A 19419-nucleotide genomic window follows, 5' to 3' on the forward strand; every position below is an offset into this window, starting at 1 on the left:
TTTCGTCCTCTGCGTGCCCGCCTCGTCGCAGTAACGCAGGTCACACTCGAGCTCGATCAGCTAATCCGACCACGGGTCATGCTGTGATCGGACGATTAGTTAAATAAAGTTCACAAACCTTGTCCGACCGGCTGAAGCCGTCGTGCGCCCGGCACACCGGGCCGTGCTCCGCCCCTCACGACACAGCACGATCACGGCAAGCGCGATCACGGACTATCGGCGGTTGGCCGGGCGCAGGGAACGCAGGAAGAAGGCGAGGTTGGCCGGGCGTTCGGCCAGTCGCCGCATGAAGTACCCGTACCACTGATCGCCGTACGGGACGTAGACGCGCAGCTGCTGCCCGTCGGTGACGAGCCGCCGCTGTTCCTCGTCGCGAATGCCGTAGAGCATCTGGAACTCGAATTCCCCGGCCCGGCGTTCGGCGGCTCGCGCGCTGTGCCCGGCGGCCTCGATCAGGGCCGGATCGTGAGTCGCGACCATCGGATAACCCTGCCCGTGCATCAGGATGTCGAGGCAGCGCAGATAGGACCGATCCACCTCGGCGCGAGCCTGGAACGCGACCGACGCGGGTTCTCGATACGCGCCCTTGCACAACCGGATTCGCGATCCGACTCCCGAGAACTCCCGGCAGTCGGACTCGGTGCGACGCAGATAGGCCTGCAATACGGTGCCCAGCCACGGGAAGTCGGCCCGCAGCTCGCGCACGATCGCGAGGGTGGAATCGGTCGTGGTGTGATCCTCCGCGTCCACCGTCACCCACACCCCCGCCGTCGCGGCCGCGGAGCAGATCAGATGCGCGTGCTCGAGGGCGGCGGCGTGGCCGTCCCCGGGCAGCGACTGACCCAGCGCCGAGAGTTTGAGCGAAACCTCCAGCGGCCGAACGATTCCCGTGGACTCGCGCATCTCTCGCAGGGTGCGCAGCAGTTCCAGATAGTGATCCACGTTTGTGCGGGCCCGGATCAGATCCGTGGTGTCCTCACCGAGATGGTCGATGGTGACGAGCCGGCCCGAATCCAGCAGCGATCGGGTCGCGGCGGCGGCGTGCGGTTCGGATTCACCGGCGACGAAACGATCCACCAGCTTCCGGGTCGAGGACAGTGCGGTGACGGTCCGCTCCACTCGCGACGAGCGGGACGCGGACAGCAGCGCCGGGCGCAGCAGGGCATCGAACATCAGCGTGCCTCCGAATCGTCCACGGCCTGATGGGGATACAGGTGTTCGGTCGGTGGCACGAAGGTCTCCTTGATGGTGCGGGCCGAACTCCAGCGCAGCAGGTTCTGGGCCGACCCGGCCTTGTCGTTGGTGCCCGAGGCCCGCGAGCCACCGAAGGGCTGCTGGCCCACGACCGCACCGGTCGGCTTGTCGTTGATGTAGAAGTTGCCCGCCGCGAAGCGAAGTCGCTCGGTCGCGTGGGTGACCGCGGCGCGGTCCTCCGCGATCACCGCGCCCGTGAGCGCGTATGCCGAGCCCCGATCCACCAGATCCAGGGCCGTGTCGAAGCCGCCGGGAGCATCGTCGTCGTACACGTGCACGGCCAGGATCGGCCCGAAATACTCGGTGCGGAACGCCTCGTCTGCGGGATCGTCGCCGAGCAGCACCGTCGGATCGACGAAATATCCGACGCGGTCGTCAGCGCGTCCACCGGTCAGCACGGTCAGGCTCGGCGTGGCCTTGGCGCGGGCCAGGGCCTCGGCATTGCGATCGAACGCGCGCCGATCGATCAGCGCCCCACCGAAATTGGTGAAGTCGCCGACATCGCCGTAGGTCAGCGCCGACACCTTGTCGGTGAAATCACCGGACATGCGCCGCCACACCGACTTCGGGACGAACGCGCGCGAGGCCGCCGAACATTTCTGGCCCTGATAGTCGAAGGCTCCGCGAATCAGGGCCGTGGTCAGCACATCCGGATCCGCCGAGCTGTGCGCGAGCACGAAGTCCTTACCGCCGGTCTCCCCGACCAGGCGCGGATAGGTGTCGTACTCGGAGATGTTCGCCGCGACCGACCGCCACAGGTCCTGAAAAGTCTTGGTGGAACCGGTGAAATGGATACCGGCCAGACGACGGTCCGCCAGCGCCACCCCGGAGATCTCCGGCCCGTGACCATGCACGAGATTGATCACCCCGGGCGGCAACCCGGCGGCCTCGAGCAGACGCATGGTCCAGTACGCGGCCAGTGCCTGGGTGGGCGAGGGCTTCCACAGCACCGTATTGCCCATCAGCGCGGGTGCGGTCGGCAGGTTGCCCGCGATGGCGGTGAAATTGAACGGCGTGATCGCGTAGACGAAACCCTCGAGCGGGCGGTACTCCACTCGATTCCAGACTCCGGCGGTGGAGATCGGCTGCTCGGTGAGGATGTCGCGAGCGAATCGCACATTGAAGCGCCAGAAGTCGACCAGCTCGCACGGTGCGTCGATCTCGGCCTGATACGCGGTCTTGGACTGTCCGAGCATGGTTGCGGCGGCGATGGTTTCGCGCCACGGACCGGACAGCAGCTCCGCCGCGCGCAGGAAGATGGCCGCGCGATCCTCGAACGCCATGGCCCGCCACAGCGGTGCGGCGGTCGCGGCCGCTTCGATCGCGTCCCGGACATCCTGCGGTTCGGCGCAGGTCAGGGTGCCGAGCACGGCTGTGTGCCGATGCGGCTGGACCACTTCGATGATGGGCCCCGCGCCGCGCCGATGCCCTCCGCCGATCACGTGCTGGATCTCGATCGGCGTCGCGGCGAGTTCTGCCAGTTTCGCGCGCAGCCTGGCCCGTTCGGGACTGCCGGGAGCGAAGGTCCCCACCGGTTCGTTCACCGGTGGAGGCGGTGTGGTGATGGCGTCCAATGCGTCCTCCTGCGGACTGTGGGTCGGGTCACATGCCGAGTGCCCCCGAGTCAACTCCGAGACGGCGCGCGGATATTGAGCCGATCGGCCAAAGATCCGGTGAGCCTGTTGTACGTTCGGCTGAAGTCGGCAGCCCGGATCGAAAGCGGAGGCACGTCATGGCCGCTGAGGATTCGGGAATCGCACTGCGTGAGCTGCTCGCGGCGCTCGGCGGCACGCTGGTCGAACTCATCGACGCGCCGGGCGGGGACGAGGTGCCGATTCGCTCGGTGGCGCTCGTGGACGCCTCGGAACTGGTGCTGGAGTCGGACTCGCGCTCACCCCTGCCGGATATGTACCTGCATGTCGGTATCGCCGAAGCGGACGCGGTGCACTGGCTGCACGAGGTGACCCAGCGCCCAGCCGATCATCGGCCGCGCGTGGTGCTGTCCAAGAGCGTCCACGACTCGCCGCTGCTGCGGCAGGCCGCGCACAGCGCCGGCGTCGCTCTCGTCGCGGTGCATCCGCAGGCGCGCTGGGATCACGTGTATCCGTTGATCCGGCGCATGCTCGATCGCACCCGGCGGGCACGAGACGGCGAGGATCGCGACCTGCTGACCACCGATACCGACCTGTTCGGACTGGCCAGGATCATCGCGCAGAACGCCGGCGGCATGGTGAGCATCGAGGACGCGCATTCGCGTGTGCTCGCCTACTCCGCCTCCAACGACGCGGCCGACCGCCTGCGCATCCAATCCATCCTGGGGCGTGAGGGTCCGCGCGAGTACCTGCGTGTGCTCGAGCAGTGGGGCGTGTTCGACCGTCTGCGCCGCAGCGACGAGGTCATCGACCTGCCCGCCCACGCGGACCTCGACATCGAACACCGTCTGGTGGTGAGCATTCGGCGACCGGGCGACGCGGGCGTCCCCGGTTCGACCGTGCTCGGCTCGATCTGGCTTCAAGAGGGTCAGCGGCCGTTCGAATCCGCTGCGGCGGAGGTGCTTCGGGGCGCCGCGGCCATCGCCGGGCGGATCATCTCCCGTGGCATCGACGCGCCCTCCGCCGAGGCCGTGGCGATCCAGCGACTGTTCGGCGCGCGCGGCGGCGGAGTCGACGTGCCGTCGGTGGCGAGCGCACTCGGTATCGCGATCACCGGCCCAGCCGCCGTGATCGGTTTCGCATCGAGCACCGATTCGACCGGCGGCCACGAACATTCGAAGCTCGGCAGCACGGTGCGATTGCATGCGAGCGCGTTCCGCCGCGACTCCCTGGCCACCGTCATCGGGGAGCGGGTGTACGTGCTGCTCCCCCGCTACCACTCGGCCCGGGCGGTCACCACCTGGACTCGCCAGTTGGTCGATCAGCTCGATGCGAGCGGGGCCCTGCGACTGCGTGCGGCCGTCGCGATCCCGGTCCCCGACCTCACCCAGGTGGCCCGGGCGCGCATCGAAGTGGACCGGGTTCTGGACAGCACCGCCGCCTACCCGCGCGATCGGGTCACGACACTCGCCGACTCACGCACGGCCGTGCTGCTCGGTGAAATCCTCGACCTGCTCGCCGATCGCCCCGAACTGCACGATCCCCGGCTCGACGCCCTGATCGCCTACGACCGGGACCATTCCGCCACCCTGCGCGCCAGCCTCGAGGCCTACCTGCGCGGGCACGGTGACGTCCGCGCCGCCGCCGAGTCCCTGCGCATCCACCCCAACACCCTGCGCTACCGCATCCGCCGTGCCGAGGACATCACCGGAATCGACCTGACCGATGCCGCCGACCGCCTCCTGCTCGAACTCCAACTCGCTCTCCACCGCCGCGGCGACGCCGACAGCGGGCCCCTCGACTGACGAAGATACGGTAGTCGCATCGGCCCCGGGGACGTCTGAGCCGAAGGCCGAGTCGCCGCGATCGGACACCCGATTCACTTCGGCGCCTTCGTGTTTCGGCTCGGCGGTCGTGTCGGCCTCGCTGGGAGGACCGGTCTCGGCGACATTCTCCGACTCGCCGGGCTTCCCGCGTTCGAGGAACTCGCCGGGAGCCGCGTATTCGACGGCGGTGCCGGAAGCGGCGAAGGAGTCGTCCGAGTCCCGCGGCTCGAGATCCGCATCGAGCGCTTCGGCCGAGGCGAGATCGTCCTCGTCCTCGTGATCCTCGTCATCCTCCTCGTCGGAATCCGGTGCGCCGGATTCGGCGAGGGTATCGAGTTCGGCACGCAGAGAAGCGATTTCGGCGGCCAGCTCGTCTCGCGCGAGTTCACGCTCGGAGAGGCTGGCCCGCAGGCCCTCGATGGTGTCGTTCATGGCGGCCAGATCACCGTCGGCGCCTTGCAGCCGGTAGTTGATGACCGCGCGGCGATCCACGTGAGCGCTCGCGTTCTCGACCCAGCTCACCACGTATTCGAGCCAGTCGGGCTGCTTGGGCATCTTCTCCTTGTCCCAGCCGCGCCGGGCCGCCGCCTTGGTGGCCAGCACCCGCTCACCGCGCCGCCGCGAGCCGGGCACGTGCATCTGGACCAGGTTGAGCTTGCCCGCGCTCGTCACCAGCGCGGTGACGCGGTAGCGCCCGGCCAGATGCATGCGCAGCTCGGCGGTGCCGTGCCCGTCCGCGTCCATCGCGCCCAGCCACGGACCGTGCGCGGCGTCGATGATCGACTCGAGTATGCCGAGCTGACCGACACCGCGGCCCAGCCGCGTCGCACGCTTGCGTAGGTCGTCAGGTGTCGCGGACATCTGATCCCAGTGCATCGCACCCTGCTTCCTCGTTGATCGGCTCCCGGGCCCGGGAGTACCCGGAGAACATATATGCGGAATCGCACCGGCTGTGTATATCTGCACGTCGGCGCGGTTCGCCGAAACGCATCGGCGCGGTTCGCCGAAAAGAAGTGGACCCTCGACCGGTATGCCCGGATCATCGTCGGGTGACTTCGACTCCCCAGAAACGCCTCGAGCTGGTCGGCCGCGAGGAGCCTTCGGCCCCACCGGCGGCGCTCTCGTGGGTGATGAACCTCGACGACTCCGACTCGCCCCGCGACATCATCGACGCGCTCGCGCTCGCCCCCTACTTCAACGGGGAGCAGCCGCACGCGCTGGCATCGGAACTCGACCATGTGAAACCCGATGCGCCACTGAGCACTCCGGACGCCCGGGTAGTGCGCACCAGTGACGACAACGGCGTGCGCGCCATCCTTTCCGAGGGTGAGGGCTGGACCCTGCGCGTGGTGCGCCGCACCAACGGCACGGCCATGCTGAACGTCTCGGCGACCAGCGAGGAACTGGCCCGCGAGGTCCTGGACGCGTGCACCGCCGACGCCACCGTGGAACCCGAAACCGACGAGAGCCAGGTGTCGATGGGCTTCTGGCACGCCGGTGCGCAGGGCCCGATCCGCAAGGAGCGCACCATCACCGCCGACACCTGGGCGCAGGTGCAGGGCAACTACGCCACCGACGTGGGTGATGCCATGCGCCGGCTGATGGCCGTGCGCGCCGAGGACGTCAGCGGTCGCCTGCTCCTGCTGCACGGCCCGCCCGGGACCGGCAAGACCTCCGCCCTGCGCGCCCTGGCCCGCGAGTGGGCGCACTGGTGTCAGGTCGATTGCGTACTGGACCCCGAGGTGCTGTTCTCCAACCCCGGCTACCTCATGGAGGTGGCGATCGGCGTGGACACCTACGACGAGTCCAAGCGCCGCTGGCGCCTGCTGGTGCTCGAGGACTGCGACGAGCTCATTCGCGGTTCCGCGAAAGAGTCCACCGGACAGGGCCTCTCACGCCTGCTCAACCTCACCGACGGCATGCTCGGCCAGGGCCGCGACGTTCTGGTCGCGATCACCACCAACGAGCATCTCTCGCGTCTGCATCCGGCCGTGGTCCGGCCGGGACGCTGCCTCGCGCAGTTGGAGGTGGGCCGCCTCTCGCCCGCGGAATCGGAGATCTGGCTGGATCGCGAACTCGGCGAACGCGCGAAGCCGTCCATCGGCCAGGACGGCATGACCCTCGCGGAACTCATCGAGGCCCGCGACGATCACGCGCGCATCCAGGCCGCTCCGGCGCCCTCCTTCGCCGACGCCGGTTACCTCTGAGTCGCTCAGCCGACGGCGGCGCCGAACCACGTCGTCAGCCGAGCGGTCAGCTCCCGCTGATCCTCACCGATCCAGGCCACGTGCCCGTCGGGCCGCAGCAGCACCGCGGGCACGTGGAGTTCCTCGCTGACATCCACGACGTGATCGACTCGGTCCGCCCAGCCGGTCACCGCGAGCCGGCCGGTCTGATCGAGCAGCAGTCCGCGGCCCCGGTGCATCAGGCCGTAGAGCCGTCCCTGCTTCAGTGCGATATCCCGCAGTCGCCGGCCCAGCAGTTCGGGCCCCTCGCCGAAGTCGTAGCGCACGCTGATCGCGGTGAGGTCCTCGGTCAGGAATCGGCTCACCTCGTCGAAATCCATCAGCCGTGCCACGAGCCGGCGGACCGCCTGCGCCCCGGGATCCAGGCTCATCAGCTGCATCTGCGCGCGGGTGTTGTCCAGCACCGCCGCGGCCACCGGATGTCGTTCGGCCTCATAGGTATCCAGCAGCCCCTCCGGTGCCCAGCCGTTGACGGTGGCGGCGAGTTTCCAGCCCAGGTTGAACGCGTCCTGCACCCCGAGATTCAGGCCCTGCCCACCCATCGGCGGATGAATGTGCGCCGCGTCCCCGGCCAGGAACACGCGGCCGACCCGATAGTGCTCGGCCTGCCGGGTGGCGTCGCCGAACCGCGACAGCCAGCGCGGTGAGTGCATACCGAAATCGGTGCCCGCGGTCGCGCGCATCTGCCGGGACAATTCCTCGAGCGTCGGCGCGACGGTGCGATCCCGCGCCACCCCGTCCGCGGGCGCCACGACCCGGTACACGCCGTCATCCAGACGCATTGCGCCGAAACGCAATTGGGTCTTGCGAACCTCGTTCACGATCTCGATCACCGTGTCGTGGTCCTCGGTCAGTTCCACCTCTCCCAGCAGCGTGTCGACGGTGGTCGGATCGCCGGGGAAGGCGATGCCCAGCATTTTGCGCACGGTGCTGCGCCCGCCGTCCGCGCCCACGAGATAGCGCGAGCGCAACCGGGTGCCGTCGGCGAGCTCGACGCTCACCCCCTCCTCGTCCTGCTCGACCCCGCGCACCTCGGCGCCGCGCCGGATCTGCACCCCGGCATCGGTGACGTGCTCGGTCAGCAGCCGCACGGTGATGGTCTGCGGCAGGCTCAGCACGTAGGGATGGCTGGTGTCGAGCCGCTCGGGCTGCGGTTTGCGGATTCCGGCGAAGAATCCGCCCAGTGGAAACGGCGTGCCCAATGCGAGAAAACGGTCCAGCAGCCCACGCTGTTCCAAGATCTCGACACTGCGCGCGTGCATACCCATCGCACGCACGATCCTGGTCGGCTCGGCATCCTGTTCCAGCACGACCGGGCGTAGTCCCTGCAGTCGCAATTCCGAGGCCAGCATCAATCCGGTCGGTCCACATCCGGCGATGATCACGTCGATCATGAAACCCCTCTTCGACGAAGTTGCTTTTCGATCGAACCCCTGCGCCCATCCGCGACGACACGTCGCGAACCCGAAAACATGCAGGTTGTGGGTTCGGCAGGAGATTGTGCACCACCGACGGGGCCTTGCGGCAAGACCCCGTGTGCGATATATGTTGAAGTGGGAAGAGACGAATTCGCCTCTTCCCATTGCTGTGTCAGGGCCCTTTGTGTCAGGGCATTGCTGTGTCAGGGCAGTCACCGTGCCGGGACCCGAGTTGCGACAGCCCGCGAGCTGTCCCAGCGCTCGATCCGTCGGAACACGTGCGCCACCGAGCGCGAAGAATCGCTTTGTTCAACCCGTGCCGTGAGGCCCCGCCGCACGACGCATCGTCCGGCGCCGCCGAATTACGCGGGGTACGTGTGGATTTCGGTGGCCTTGACCGCGGCCCAGAGTTGAGCACCGGGCTGGATACGCAGGTCGGCGACCGCGGCGGTGGTGATATCGGCCGACACCGACGGCGCACCCTCGAGCCGGACGCGGGTGGTGTTGGCGTATTGCTCGAGTCCGGTCACGGTCACCGGCCACGCATTGCGGGCACTGCCGTCGGGGCGGTCGCGGTGCAGACCGACTGCGGTGGGCGGAAAGGCGGTGTAGACCTCGCCGGTCGCGGGTTCGGGCACCGTGAGCGTGCCTCCGTCCGCCAGCGTCACCCGAGTGCCCGAGGCGACGCCTCGATACAGGTTGAGGCCCACCAGGTGCGCGACGTAGTCCGAGCGCGGGCGGCGCGCGATCTCCGCGGGCGGACCCTCCTGGACGACGACGCCGTCCTCGAGAATGATCAACCGGTCGGCCAGCACCATCGCGTCGAGAGGATCGTGAGTGACCAGGACGGTGTGCCCGGTGTAATCGCGCAGATGCCGGGCCAGGTCCGCGCGGACCTGCAACCGCGTGCCGGCATCCAGCGCGGCGAGTGGTTCGTCCAGCAACAGCAGCTGCGGATCGGTCGCGAGGGCGCGCGCGAGCGCCACCCGCTGCGCCTGGCCCCCGGACAACTGCCGTGGCCGCGCGTGCGCGTGATCGGACAGTCCGACCCGCTCGAGCCAGGCCGCGGCACGGTCACGAGCCGGACCGCGACGCATTCCACGCGATCGAAGCCCGAAGGCGACATTGTCGAGCGCGGACAGATGCGCGAAGAGCAGATACTCCTGGAACACCACTCCGGCGGAGCGATGTTCGGGTGGCACGAACACCGAAGGCGGTGCGTCCCACAGGCTCTCCCCCACGCGCAGGACCCCGTCGGTGAGGGGAGTCAGACCCGCCAGCGCCCGCAGCGCGGTGGTCTTGCCCGCGCCGTTGGGTCCCAGCAGCGCGATCACCTCCCCCGGCGCGGCGGTGAAGTTCAGATCCAGCGCGAAACGCGCACGGGTGACCCGCAAGTGCGCGTGCAGCGTCATGCCACGCCTCGAATCCAGCGCTCCCGCAACGCGACCAGCACCACCACCGACACCAGCAGCAGCACCAGGCTCAGCACTATCGCGGCATCGGGATCGGTTTCCAGCGCGAGATAGACCGCCAGCGGCATGGTCGTCGTCTTACCCGGAAAATTGCCCGCGAAGGTGATCGTGGCGCCGAACTCCCCGAGCGCTCGCGCCCAGCACAGCACCGATCCGGCCACCACGCCCGGCAGCACCGAGGGCAGTGTGACCCGGCGGAAGGTGTACCAGCGCGAGGCACCCAGCGTCGCCGCCGCCTCCTCGAAGCGAGGATCCGCTGCCCGCAGTGCCCCCTCGACCGAGATCACCAGGAAAGGCATGGCCACGAACGCCTCCGCGACGACGACGCCCGCCGTGGTGAAAGGCAGTGATACCCCGAACCATTCGTACAGATGCCGCCCGAGGAGTCCGCGCCGCCCGAGCACCAGCAGCAGCGCGACACCGCCCACCACGGGCGGCAGCACCAGCGGCACGGTCACCAGCGCGCGCACCAGCCCGCGCCCCGGCACCTCGGCGCGCGCCAGCAGCCAGGCCAGCGGAATCCCCAGCACCAGGCAGATCACCGTGGCCGAAGTGGCACAGAGCAGCGAAAGCCGCAGTGCCTGACCGACTTCGGCGCTGAAGAGCCGGTCCGGCAGCGTCTCCCACGGTGCGCGGGTCAGCAGGCCGAGGAGCGGCCCGAGCAGGAACAGCAGTCCGAGCACGGCCGGAATCATCAGAATCAGCGGCCGCCTGCCACGCACCGCTCGACGTCTGGCCGCGGTTCCACGCCCGGGTGACGAGCCGAACCGCGGCCCGGACCGGCCCGATGCGTGCGAGAGCGTCCGCTCGCCGGCCACCCTCGGGTCGAGCCCGCCGTCCGAGGTTTCGATCGATGCGGAGACTCGATCCGGAACCTCCGCACCGCGCGCGGAATCCCGCCCGTGCCCGGCCCCGTGAGGAACTCCGGACACGCCTGATTCCCCGCGCGGTTCGTCGGTCACGCTTTGTCGAATCCCGCCTGTACGAGCACCTTCTGCGCCGGCTCGGACTTCACGAAGTCCACGAACGCGGTCGCGGCGGCGGCATTGGGAGCCTTGGCCAGCGGCGCGATCGGGTAGTCGTTGATCGCCTTGTCGGCCTCGGGGAATTCGATGCCCTGCACCTTGTCGCCCGCGGCGTTCACATCGGTCTTGTAGACCAGCGCGGCATCGACCTCGCCGAGCGTCACCTTGGTCAGCACGGCCTTGACATCCTGCTCGCGAGTGTCGGGCTGCGGGTTGATCCCGGCGACCTCGAAGACCGTCTTGGCCGCCGCACCGCACGGGACCTGCTCGGCACACAGCGCGATCTTGGGCTCGGGCTTGCCGAAGTCCACCAGACCGGTGATGTGCCCCGGATTCCCTTTGGGCACCGCGATTTCGAGGCGGTTGTGCGCGAAAGTGGCCGGGCTGCCGGTCACCTCACCCGCGTCCACCACCTGCTGCATGTTCTTAGGGGCCGCGGAGGCGAACACGTCGGCGGGCGCGCCCTGCTTGATCTGTTCTGCCAGTGCCGAACTCGCGCCGAAGCTGTACACCACCTTCACCCCGGGATGCGCGGCCTCGAACTGATGACCGAGCTCGGTGAACGTCTCGGTCAGCGAGGCGGCGGCGAACACCGTCACCGTGCCGGAAAGGCCGTCGCCCGCCGCGGGAGCGGACTTGTCGTCGGCGGAGCCACAGCCCGCGACGGACACTGCCACGAGCGCGGCCGCGGCCACACTCAGTGCGCGAATCATTCTCATCCTCATCAACTTTCCGGTACCTCGACCACCACATGCGTGGACTTGACGGACGCGACGGCGACACTGCCGACCTCGAGTCCGAGCTCGTCGACCGATTCCCGGCTCAGTAGCGACACCAGCCGGAACGGTCCGGCCTGCATCTCCACCTGCGCCATCACGGTGTCCTTGACGATCCGCGTGACGATTCCGCGCATCCGATTGCGCGCCGAGGCGGCCACGATCACACCCGTCTCCGGCGCCTCGGCATTGGCGCGCAGGAATTCGGCCACCTCGCGACCGCTGACCCCCTTGCGACCGTTCTCGAGCTGGACCGCCGTGAGGCGTCCCTGATCGATCCACCGCCGCACGGTGTCGTCGCTGACTCCCATCAGCGCGGCCACTTCGCTGATCCGCAAATTCGTCACATCCAGGAGCATATTGCCCTGTATGCGGTTCGCAAGCCACGAAGTCTCCGAAGACGCCGGATCGGAATCGTCGCCGATGTGGACGAACCTCCACCGCCTCCCGGATACAGCGCGGACCGGTGCCGCGACCGATCCCACACGACACCGCCTTCCGCTCGAAACCTCGATGACCGCCGCGTAGATCCTCACAGTCGGGTATGTCGTGGAATTTTCTCCGCAGTTGCGGGGATGTCATCGGATTCTCACCCGTAACTGCGGCGAACTGTGCGTCGCCGGAGAGTCGCTGTGCGCTACCGAAGGCTGTGCGCTACCGAAGAGTGATGAACATCGGCTGAGGGGCGTCGGGAACCTGGTTCCCGACGCCCCTGAGCCGATGTGCCTGTCAGTGAACCGCGTCGACCGCTACCTTGGCCGCTGCCGCGACCAACGGGTTGTCGGCTTGCGCGTCCTTGGTGGACTTGGTGCTCAACACCCCGATCACGACCGGCGCCGCACCGTCGGCGGGCCAGGTGATCGCGATGTCGTTGGCGACTCCGTAGTCGCCGGTGCCGGTCTTGTCCGCGGTCTTCCAGTCCGCGGGCAGTCCGGCGCGAATGCGCGCTCCTCCGGTGGTATTGGCCAGCAGCCAGGACGTGATCTGCCCCTTTTCCGGGGCCGCGAGCAGATCGCCGACCACGAACGCGCGGTAGTCGGCGGCCAGGGCGGCCGCGGTGGTGGTGTCGCGCTCGTCCCCGGGAACGTTGGCGTTCAGGTCCGGTTCCCAGCGATCGAGCCTGCTCACCTGATCCCCGATCGAGCGGAAGAACGCCGTGAGCGCCTCCGGGCCACCGAGGAGCTTCAGCAACTGATTGCCCGCGGTGTTGTCGCTGACCGTGATCGCCGCATTGCAGAGTTCGAGCACGTTCATTCCGGCGTCGACCCGAGTTTCCGAGATCGGCGAATTCGCCACCAGATCGGCCTTGGTGAAATGGACGACCTGATCGAAATAGCCGGTGCTGAGCGGATGTTCGCGAAGCAGAGCCGCGCAGGCGACACCCTTGAAAGTCGAGCCGATGCCGACCCGTTCGTCGCCGCGATAGGCGAGCGTCTTGCCGGTGCCGGTATCGACCGCGAATACCCCGAGGCGAGCGTCGTGTTCCTGTTCGAGCTGCCGCAATCGCGCCTCGGCGGAGACGCTCTGTGTCGCGGAACCCGACGACGACGAAACACCGGGAGCGGCATCGTCTTTCGATCCGGAATCGCACGCGCCGACCAGTGGCGCGACCATCAGCAGAGATACGAGGGCGCGGTATTTCAGGTACGACAAAATAAACCCTTCGATTGTGCGGTGAATACTCGGTGAAATGTGGTCTGTGCCCGGGTTGCTCGGCGCCGAGAATAATTCAGCGCCGAGCACGCAACCCAGGAGAATTCAGCGCTGGGCGCGCAGCATACGGCCCGCGGCGTCCACCGCCGGACCGGAACTGCCCGCGTCGCTGACGAATACGGCGAACGCGAGATCGCCGTCGATGCCGACGAACCAGCCGTGGGCGTGCTTGTCGTCGATGTATTCCGCGGTGCCGGTCTTACCGAGCATTCCCGGAATATCGTTCAGCGCGGTGGCGGTGCCGCCCGTGATCGTCTCGCGCATCATGGTTTTCACCTGCTCGTCGATGGCCGGCGGCAGCGCGGCGGGCTGCTTGTCGGGCTTGCCCGCCTGCCCCTGCACCAGCATCGGCGGCACGGGCGAGCCGTGCGCGAGGGCCGCGGCCACCAGCGCCATGCCGAACGGCGTCGCGGTCACGGTCCCCTGCCCGATACCCTCCTCGACGCGCAGCGCCGGAGTGTCGGCGGTGGGCACCTTGCCGGTCACGGTGGTCAAACCGGGTGTCACATAGTCGATTCCGAGCCCCAATTGTGCCGCCGCGTCGGTGAGTGCATCCGGTGCGAGCTGGACCGCGAGCCGTCCCATGGTCGTATTGCAGGACTTGGCGAACGCGGTGTGCAACGGCACCTGGCCGAGATCGAACTTGTTCTCGTTGGGGATCTGCCGGCCTTCGATGTTCTCCTCACCCGGGCAGGGCAGCACCGTATCGGGCGTGACCGCACCCGACTGCAGCGCGGCGGACACGGTGACCGTCTTGAACGTCGATCCGGGCGGATACAGCCCGGTCAGACCGATCGGGCCCTGCGCGTCCCCCGCCGCGTTCTGCGCCATGGCCAGCACCTGCCCGGTCGAGGGCTGCAGCGCGATGATGGCCGCCGGGGTGCTGATCGGTGCGAGCGCCGCCTCCGCAGCCCGCTGCAGCGCGATATCGAGAGTGGTCTTGATGTCGGTGACCGGCTGCGCGTCCGGCCCGGCGACCCGCTGGGTTCCGTCGCCGCCCTGCGCGCGCACGGCCCACCCGGCGGCCTTGTCGGCGCGCTGCTGCCACAGGTCGCCGAGCCCGGAGAAGGTCGGCGAGGCGAGATCCTTCTCGCTGGCCAGCAGACGGGTCTGCGGCGCGAGCGTGACGTTCTGCAGCGCGGCGAGGGCCGGCTGCACGGTGGCGAGATCCGCGGCGCGCAGGGTGACCGCGGTGACCGGCTTGCCCTGTGCCGCTGCCAGTTCCGCCTGCAGGGTCTCGGCGGTGACGTCCGCGGCCACCGGCCGCAGCGCCGCCGCCACGGCAGCGGGATCCGCGCCCGGCGCGACGTTCACCAGGGTCACCACCTGCTGGGCCAGCAACTCGCCCCCGGAACGGTCGAGCACCCGGGCGGGATCGGGATAGACCGCGCTGTAGGACAGCGGCCCGATGTCCAGCCCCGGCGCGATCGACGCCGGATCCCAGGTCACCTTCCAGTCGTCGCCGCTGCTGTCGGCCTTGCCGGTGGTCGAGTACGTCCACTGGTTCTTGCCGTCCGCGCCGAGCTTCCACGTCGCGTTGAGGGTGAAAGTGCCGCCGTCGTCGGTCTTCTCGACCTTGCCGACCTCGAACTTCACGTCTTTGCCGAGTCCGTCGTAGAGCGTGCCCAGCACCGCACCCGCCTTGGCCGGATCGGAGGTCACGGCCGCGGCCGCGGCGACGTCGTCACGGTTCAGCGCATCGGCGAATTCGTTCACCGTCTTCGAGAGCCCGGATTCGTTCGCCCCCGAGCACGCGGTCGCAGTAATGAGCATCGCCGCCGCGCAGGCACCCGTGAGTGCCCTCCTACTGAACTCTGCCATGTACGCATGGCAACACGAACACGGTGTGACTGTCCAAGACCAACACGGGTCGGAACCGATAATCCGAACAATATCGTTGCAGCGTACGGTCCCCGAACGCGGCGCCGAGCGGGCGGTACACAGACTCGAAGCAGTCCGTCCACCGCCCGTCGATCCCTCAGGCCGCGACGGCCGCGCCTGCGCTGCGCTCGATGCGGGTGGCGGTGAAGATCTCGCTCGCGCCCAGCGCGATCACGAACAACCCGACGCCGACGGACAGCGATGTCAGCGAGTCGAAAGGACCGACCGCGACGACGAGACCGACGGCCGTGGTGACCAGTCCCACCACTTCCTGGCGCCCGGCCCCGTCGAATTCCTCCGACCACGCCCCGACGATGGCCTGCACGACGCCGCGGGTCATCCAGCCCATGCCGATCCACAAGGCCAGCAACAACACCCACTGCCCGCTGTTGAAGCACCACAGGGCCAGCACCACCGCGGCGGCACCGCTCGCGAATTCCATTACCCGCAGGGGTGTGGCGATCCGTGCACCGAATGCCACGACGAATTGGGCTCCGGCGGTGGCCAACAGCACCAGCCCGCACAGTGTTCCCGCCACCGTGACCGTCTTGTCCGGCCATACCGCCATGGTGATTCCCAGCAGTACCGAACAGATCCCGGTGACCAGCAGTGCCTGCCACGCCCAGTCGGCAAACACCGCGGTACGCCCCTCGACTCGGTGTACGGGCATAGCTCAATGATATGACCGGTACGTCCAGATCCAGGCGGAATCGGTGCGACCTCGGCAAGTCCGCACATCGTGCACCGATTCGTGTCGCGCCCGTGCAAGTCCCGCCGAGCAGGTCAGCGGGTCGAGAGGTGGTACCGCAGCAGGATCGCGAGCTGGGTGCGAATGTCGTCGAACGGATGGCTGGACTTGAGCGCCCGGCTCTGCACGACCGCGCCTTCGGTCGCCGAGAGCAGCAGTCCCGCCAGCGAGCACGCGGTCGCCCGGTCCAGCCCGACGGCGATGAGACCATCGGCCAGTCGCGCGGTCCAATCCGCGAACGCCCGCCCGGCCGCGAACTGCACCTCCGGATCCAGCTCGTCCAGGGCCGCACCCATCATGAACGAACCCGCTCGATAGTCGCTGGCCTCGAGCTGATGGCGCCAGTAACCGAACAACTCGTCGAGCCAATCCTCGATCGACGTCACGCTCGACAGACTGTCCGCCGCCTTGCTCACATGCGAGTACCCGAGTCGCGAGACGGACCGGGCGGCGGTCTCCACCAATTCGCCCTTGCCGAGCGGGAAGTGGCGATACAGCGAGTCACTCGAGGTATTGCTGCGCGCGAGCAGATCACCGAGTTCGGTGGCGTGGACACCGTGCTCCTGCACGGTCCTGATGATGTTCTTGATCAATCGGGCGCGCGGTCCGGCGGGCATGAGAGTTCCTCCAACTCTTGTTCGTACCGACTGGCTTGCCACTCGCCGCATTCACACGTCAATACCGACCGAATGCGAGTGCGACATTGTGCCCACCGAAAGCAAAGCAGTTGTTGATCGCGAACTCGATGTTCTGGCGTCGAGACTCGCCGGAAACGACATCCAATTCGATCGCCGGATCCAGATTGTCGAGATTCAGCGTGGGCGGAACGACGCCGTCGCGAATGCTGAGCACCGTCAGCACCGACTCGAGCGCGCCCACCGCACCGATCGAATGCCCGAGGGCGGATTTGGGCGCGTACACCGAGGCATGTCCGACACCGGCCTGACGGATCGCCTTCGCCTCGGCGATGTCGCCGATGGGCGTGGCGGTCGCGTGCGCGTTGACGTGGCCGATATCGCGCGGCGAGAGTCCCGCGGTCCGGATCGCCTGCCCCATGGCCCGCGCCACGCCCGTGCCCTCCGGATCCGGCGCGACCAGATGGAACCCGTCCGAGGAGATGCCCGCGCCCATGATCCGCGCGTGGATCCTCGCGCCGCGCGCCACCGCGTGCTGTTCGGTCTCGATCACCATGAGCGCGCCCGCTTCTCCGAAGACGAAGCCGTCGCGATCACGGTCGAACGGCCGTGAGGCGGCTGCCGGATCCGCGTTGCGGGTGGACATGGCGCGCATCATGGAGAACGCGGCGATCGGCACCGCGTCGATGACGCCCTCCACCCCGCCGGCCACGACCATGTCCGCATCGCCCATGACGATCATCCGCCAGGCGGTGGCGATCGCCTCCGCGCCCGAGGAGCACGCCGAAACCGGCGTCACCACACCGGCTTTCGCGCCCAGCTCGAGCCCGACGACCGCGGCCGGACCGTTCGGCATGATCATCTGCACGGTCAGCGGCGACACCTTGCGATAACCGCCCCCGCGCAACTTGTCATTGGCGTCGACGAGTGCGTCCACCCCGCCGATCCCGGTACCGATGGCCACGCCGAGCCGGTAGGGATCGACCTCGGGTGCACCGGCGTTGCGCCACACCTCACGCCCGAGCACGATCGCCAATCGCTCGATATAGGCCATCCGCCGAATCTCGACCCGGCTCAGCATCGTGTCCGGCGATACCTTCAGGTGCCCGCCGATGCGCACCGGCAGGTCGTACTCGTCGACGAAATCGTCCTGCAGCACTCCGATTCCGCTCTCCCCGGCGAGCAATCCCTTCCAGGTCGCTTCCACATCGCCCGCGAGGGAGGTGGTCGCGGCGAGCGCGGTGACCACCACACCGGGAAATCGCCCATCCGAGGCGAACGGATTGGTGACAGCTCGAGCGCTCACGCGGCGTGATCCTCCTCGTACCTCGCCGCCCGGTTCGGCGAACCCGGGTGCGGCGCGACATCCTTCGATCCGGGCCCGTCGTCGAACGTACCGACGCCACCCGCACTCAGAGGATGACAGCAGACACCGAGATATCGGCCCGGTTCTGTGGGAATCCACCAACCCCACACGCCCCGATTGCCTTGTTTGCCCAGACATCGTGCACTCGACCCGAATTCGGCGGCCGATCGCACGGGTTCATCGAGTTCCGGATCAACCGTGCAGCCCCCGGGTATCGAACCCTCGGGGGCAGTCGCGCCACCGATCAGCGCAGCGTGCGGAAGAACGCGCGAAGATCGGCGGTGAGCAGGTCGGGAGTTTCCATGGCGATGAAATGCCCGCCCCGATCGAATTCCGACCAGCGCACCACGGTGTTCTGCTTCTCGGCGATCCCCCGAATCGTGTTGTTGCCCGGGCAGATCGCGACGGCGGTGGGCACGCCCGAATTCGGTAGATCCGCACCCCACTGCCGCGATTCCTTGTACAGCCGCATGCTGGATCCGATGGTGTTGGTGAACCACAGCACCGACAGCTCGGTCAGCAGTGCGTCGCGGTCGATCGCCGCATCCGGGGTGTCCTGGGCGGGGTCCTTGTAGGTGTTGACCACGTCCAGCACCCAGGCCAGCAGCCCTGCCGGAGAATCGGACACCGCCGGAGCGAGGGTTTGCGGGCGGGTCGAGTGGATCCCCGCGTACCCCGAGGTGTCCCGGCTGCTCCAGTCCCGCAGGCCGGCCAGCTTCTCCTGGTCCGCCGTGTCGTAATCGGATCCGTCATCATCCCAGGCCGGGATCGTGATGGGGTCGTTGAGGTGAACGCCCACCACATGCTCGGCATCGATGCGGCCCAGATTCGGCGCGACGAACGATCCGGCATCCCCGCCCTGTGCGCCGTAGCGCGAATAGCCGAGTGCCGCCATGAGTTTCGCGATCAGCTCCGCACTGCGTTCGGTCGAGGCATCCCCCGGTCGATGGGTGGGTCCGGAGAACCCGAAGCCGGGCAGCGTCGGGATCACCAGGTGGAACGCGTCCCCCGGATCGCCGCCGTGCGCGCGCGGATCGGTGAGCGGGCCGATCACCTCGGTGAAGTCCTCGAACGGCCAGCCGTGCACCAGGACCAGCGCCGCCGCGTCCGGCTCCGGTGAGCGCACGTGCACGAAGTGCAGCCGCTGCCCGTCGATTTCGGTGACGAACTGCGGAAAGCGGTTGCGGGCAGCCTCGTGCGCGCGCCAATCGTAGGAGGTGCGCCAGTACTCGCACAGTTCGCGGACGTACCCGGTCGGAATGCCATAGGTCCACCGCACGTCCGGAAGTTCCTCCGGCCAGCGGGTCGCGGCCAGGCGGTTGTTCAGATCCTCGAGGTCGGACTGCGGAATGTCGATGCGGAACTCGTCGAAACTCGTCATGGTTCCACCGTAGAAACCGCTCAGGTCGGCTTCTGTCCTAGTTCGAAGGGCATTCCGAAGACGGAACTCGTCGAGCAGATTCGGAC

Annotated in this window: 15 protein-coding genes; 2 read left to right on the plus strand and 13 right to left on the minus strand. The window is 68.1% G+C overall.

Annotation, left to right across the window (positions count from 1 at the left end):
* Window positions 1–213 precede the first annotated feature (213 nt).
* A complete protein-coding gene (locus NJ1_RS02850; RefSeq protein ID WP_067687103.1) occupies window positions 214–1173 on the minus strand; it encodes a proline dehydrogenase family protein in 960 nt (319 codons plus the stop codon).
* Entirely contained in the window at window positions 1173–2828 is a 1656-nt protein-coding gene (gene pruA, locus NJ1_RS02855; RefSeq protein ID WP_067687106.1) for an L-glutamate gamma-semialdehyde dehydrogenase, read from the minus strand. The genes NJ1_RS02850 and pruA overlap by 1 nt, the downstream gene beginning before the upstream one ends.
* Before the next feature lie 158 nt (window positions 2829–2986).
* Between pruA and NJ1_RS02860 the strand changes: the two genes are divergently transcribed.
* Window positions 2987–4651, plus strand: a complete 1665-nt coding sequence (locus tag NJ1_RS02860; protein WP_084477688.1) for a PucR family transcriptional regulator — start codon at window positions 2987–2989, stop codon at window positions 4649–4651.
* Between the two features lie 1070 nt (window positions 4652–5721).
* Window positions 5722–6879: a DUF5925 domain-containing protein gene (locus tag NJ1_RS02870; RefSeq protein ID WP_084477689.1), complete on the plus strand. Its 1158-nt coding sequence runs from the start codon at window positions 5722–5724 to the stop codon at window positions 6877–6879.
* Between the two features lie 5 nt (window positions 6880–6884).
* Here NJ1_RS02870 and rox read toward each other — a convergent pair whose 3' ends face one another.
* The 11 genes from rox to NJ1_RS02925 all read right to left on the minus strand — a co-directional run bounded on the left by rox (window position 6885) and on the right by NJ1_RS02925 (window position 19333).
* Window positions 6885–8312, minus strand: coding sequence for a rifampin monooxygenase (gene rox / locus NJ1_RS02875; protein ID WP_067687112.1), 1428 nt, complete (start codon window positions 8310–8312; stop codon window positions 6885–6887).
* A gap of 386 nt (window positions 8313–8698) precedes the next feature.
* Window positions 8699–9748, minus strand: coding sequence for an ABC transporter ATP-binding protein (locus NJ1_RS02880; protein ID WP_067687115.1), 1050 nt, complete (start codon window positions 9746–9748; stop codon window positions 8699–8701).
* Window positions 9745–10503, minus strand: a complete 759-nt coding sequence (gene modB, locus NJ1_RS02885) for a molybdate ABC transporter permease subunit (RefSeq protein WP_067687343.1) — start codon at window positions 10501–10503, stop codon at window positions 9745–9747. The genes NJ1_RS02880 and modB overlap by 4 nt, the downstream gene beginning before the upstream one ends.
* Before the next feature lie 263 nt (window positions 10504–10766).
* The gene (gene modA, locus NJ1_RS02890; RefSeq protein ID WP_067687118.1) at window positions 10767–11546 is read right to left on the minus strand and encodes a molybdate ABC transporter substrate-binding protein; all 780 of its coding nucleotides are present in this window, start codon (window positions 11544–11546) and stop codon (window positions 10767–10769) included.
* Window positions 11547–11557: 11 nt separating this feature from the next.
* Window positions 11558–11956 carry a TOBE domain-containing protein gene (locus tag NJ1_RS02895; protein WP_067687345.1) on the minus strand — a complete coding sequence of 133 codons (399 nt, stop codon included), beginning with the start codon at window positions 11954–11956 and terminating at the stop codon, window positions 11558–11560.
* A gap of 382 nt (window positions 11957–12338) precedes the next feature.
* Window positions 12339–13223, minus strand: coding sequence for a class A beta-lactamase (gene bla, locus NJ1_RS02900; protein WP_067687347.1), 885 nt, complete (start codon window positions 13221–13223; stop codon window positions 12339–12341).
* Between the two features lie 144 nt (window positions 13224–13367).
* Window positions 13368–15095 carry a penicillin-binding transpeptidase domain-containing protein gene (locus NJ1_RS02905; RefSeq protein WP_067687121.1) on the minus strand — a complete coding sequence of 576 codons (1728 nt, stop codon included), beginning with the start codon at window positions 15093–15095 and terminating at the stop codon, window positions 13368–13370.
* 205 nt (window positions 15096–15300) lie between these two features.
* A complete protein-coding gene (locus tag NJ1_RS02910; protein ID WP_067687124.1) occupies window positions 15301–15873 on the minus strand; it encodes an HdeD family acid-resistance protein in 573 nt (190 codons plus the stop codon).
* 113 nt (window positions 15874–15986) lie between these two features.
* A complete protein-coding gene (locus NJ1_RS02915) occupies window positions 15987–16568 on the minus strand; it encodes a TetR/AcrR family transcriptional regulator (RefSeq protein WP_067687127.1) in 582 nt (193 codons plus the stop codon).
* Window positions 16569–16626: 58 nt separating this feature from the next.
* On the minus strand, window positions 16627–17892 hold the full coding sequence (locus NJ1_RS02920) for a KasA/KasB family beta-ketoacyl-ACP synthase (protein ID WP_067687131.1): 1266 nt from the start codon (window positions 17890–17892) through the stop codon (window positions 16627–16629).
* A 304-nt stretch (window positions 17893–18196) separates the two neighbouring features.
* Window positions 18197–19333 carry an epoxide hydrolase family protein gene (locus NJ1_RS02925; RefSeq protein WP_067687134.1) on the minus strand — a complete coding sequence of 379 codons (1137 nt, stop codon included), beginning with the start codon at window positions 19331–19333 and terminating at the stop codon, window positions 18197–18199.
* Between the last annotated feature and the right edge of the window lie 86 nt (window positions 19334–19419).

It is taken from the genome of Nocardia jejuensis NBRC 103114, from assembly GCF_001613145.1.
Lineage (GTDB): Bacteria > Actinomycetota > Actinomycetes > Mycobacteriales > Mycobacteriaceae > Nocardia > Nocardia jejuensis.

Bases quoted from the DNA above. Each gene is read 5' to 3' on its own strand.
- NJ1_RS02850 (WP_067687103.1), bottom strand. From the start codon at position 1,173: ATGTTCGATGCCCTGCTGCGCCCGGCGCTGCTGTCCGCGTCCCGCTCG.
- NJ1_RS02860 (WP_084477688.1), top strand. From the start codon at position 2,987: ATGGCCGCTGAGGATTCGGGAATCGCACTGCGTGAGCTGCTCGCGGCG.
- rox (WP_067687112.1), bottom strand. From the start codon at position 8,312: ATGATCGACGTGATCATCGCCGGATGTGGACCGACCGGATTGATGCTG.
- NJ1_RS02880 (WP_067687115.1), bottom strand. From the start codon at position 9,748: ATGACGCTGCACGCGCACTTGCGGGTCACCCGTGCGCGTTTCGCGCTG.
- modB (WP_067687343.1), bottom strand. From the start codon at position 10,503: ATGATTCCGGCCGTGCTCGGACTGCTGTTCCTGCTCGGGCCGCTCCTC.
- modA (WP_067687118.1), bottom strand. From the start codon at position 11,546: ATGATTCGCGCACTGAGTGTGGCCGCGGCCGCGCTCGTGGCAGTGTCC.
- bla (WP_067687347.1), bottom strand. From the start codon at position 13,223: ATGGTCGCGCCACTGGTCGGCGCGTGCGATTCCGGATCGAAAGACGAT.
- NJ1_RS02905 (WP_067687121.1), bottom strand. From the start codon at position 15,095: ATGCTCATTACTGCGACCGCGTGCTCGGGGGCGAACGAATCCGGGCTC.
- NJ1_RS02910 (WP_067687124.1), bottom strand. From the start codon at position 15,873: ATGCCCGTACACCGAGTCGAGGGGCGTACCGCGGTGTTTGCCGACTGG.
- NJ1_RS02915 (WP_067687127.1), bottom strand. From the start codon at position 16,568: ATGCCCGCCGGACCGCGCGCCCGATTGATCAAGAACATCATCAGGACC.
- NJ1_RS02925 (WP_067687134.1), bottom strand. From the start codon at position 19,333: ATGACGAGTTTCGACGAGTTCCGCATCGACATTCCGCAGTCCGACCTC.